Source organism: Mesorhizobium sp. M7A.F.Ca.CA.001.08.2.1, assembly GCF_003998455.1.
Taxonomy (GTDB): domain Bacteria; phylum Pseudomonadota; class Alphaproteobacteria; order Rhizobiales; family Rhizobiaceae; genus Mesorhizobium; species Mesorhizobium ciceri.
In genome coordinates this window covers 1-1,690 of the sequence record NZ_RZPW01001044.1, presented here as the reverse complement: position 1 = coordinate 1,690, position 1,690 = coordinate 1, and the positions used below count along the sequence as shown (strand labels likewise).

The 1,690-nt window shown below is 65.3% G+C and carries 2 protein-coding genes; both read left to right on the top strand.

Translation table 11 applies throughout. The features are described 5' to 3' along the window. Positions 1–426: proline/glycine betaine ABC transporter permease (locus tag EN914_RS34545; RefSeq protein WP_127389644.1), on the top strand; the 426-nt coding region annotated here is incomplete at its 5' end. After that, the gene (choV, locus tag EN914_RS34540) at positions 423–1,604 is read left to right on the top strand and encodes a choline ABC transporter ATP-binding protein (RefSeq protein WP_024504539.1); all 1,182 of its coding nucleotides are present in this window, start codon (positions 423–425) and stop codon (positions 1,602–1,604) included. The genes EN914_RS34545 and choV, both read left to right, overlap by 4 nt. Positions 1,605–1,690 lie beyond the last annotated feature (86 nt).

Here is a 1,690-nt window from a genome sequence, read left to right as displayed (position 1 = left end):
ACCTTCGTCTACCTGATCCCGGTGCTGACGCTGTTCGGCCTCGGCAACGCGCCCGGCCTCATCGTCACCATCATCTTCGTCATTCCGACCGCGGTCCGGCTCACGCATCTGGGCGTCGTCTCGGTGCCGAAGTCGATCGTCGAGGCCGGCGAGGCTTTCGGCGCCACCAAGAGCCAGCTGCTGTGGAAGGTGGAACTGCCGTCGGCACTGCCCACCATCATGGCCGGCCTGACGCAATCGATCATGCTGTCGCTGTCGATGGTGGTGTTTGCCGCACTGATCGGCGCCGGCGGGCTCGGCACCGAGATCAACCGGGCGCTCGGCTCGCGCCGCATCGACCTCGGGCTTGAGGCGGGGCTTGCCATCGTCGTTTTGGCCATCGTGCTCGACCGGATGACCCGCATCGCCGTTGGAGGCAAGAAATGACCGTCGCCGTCGATTTCAGGAACGTCGATATCGTCTTCGGCGCCGACCAGGCCGGATCGCTGAAGATGATCGACGCCGGCGCCAGCCGCGCCGAGATCCTCGAAAAGACCGGCAATGTACTGGGCTGCGCCGGCGCCAGCCTGACCGTGAACGAGGGCGAGATCTCCGTTCTGATGGGCCTCTCCGGTTCGGGCAAGTCGACATTGCTGCGGGCGGTCAACCGGCTCAACGTGGTGTCGCGCGGCCAGGTGCTGGTCAAGGATGGCGACAAGACCGTCGATGTCGTCACCTGCGACGAGGCGACCTTGCGGCGCCTGCGCCAGAAACAGGTGGCGATGGTGTTCCAGCAGTTCGGCCTTTTGCCCTGGCGCACGGTGGAGGAGAATGTCGGTCTCGGCCTCGAACTCGCCGGCGTCCCGGAAGCCGAGCGCAAGGAGCGCGTGCAACGCCAGCTCAAGCTGGTCAATCTCGACCAGTGGTCGAAGAAATACGCGCATGAGCTTTCGGGCGGCATGCAGCAGCGCGTCGGCCTGGCGCGGGCCTTCGCCACCGAGGCGCCGATCCTGTTGATGGATGAGCCGTTCTCGGCGCTCGACCCGCTCATCCGCACCAAGCTGCAGGACGAATTGCTGCAGCTGCAGGCTGAATTGAAGAAGACCATCATCTTCGTCAGCCACGACCTCGAGGAGGCGCTGAAGATCGGCTCCCACATCACCATCATGGAGGGTGGGCGCATCGTGCAAACCGGCGCGCCCGAAGACATCGTGCTGCGGCCCGCCAACGACTATGTCCGAGACTTCATCGCCAATGTGAACCCGCTGTCGGTGCTGACCGCCTGGAACGTGATGCGCGACCGTCGCGATCTGGAGCACGGCAAGGACGGCTGGGTCTGGCTCGACCGCCGCAAGACGACGCGCTTCAAGATCGACGATCACGGGCTGGTGGCGGCGGCTGAACGCGACGGCAAGCCGGCGGTCTGGGTGTCGTGCGCCGACGTCGAAGGCCAATCCGAGGAAGCCGCGCAAGTGTTCTGGGCCAATCCCGGCACCTCGCTGAAAACCGTCATGCTGGCCATGCACCGTTCGCAGACCGCTCCGGTAGCGCTGTTTGACGACCAGTCGCGATTTGTCGGCGCCATCGGCATCAGGGATGTGCTGAGCGCGGTGTTGCGGCGGTAGTTTCTTCGAAACCCAACGGCGGCGAGGCGCGGCGACCGGGCGCGCCTTGTTTTTATGCCGCCAGCGGCAGGCGCAGTTGCGTCAGC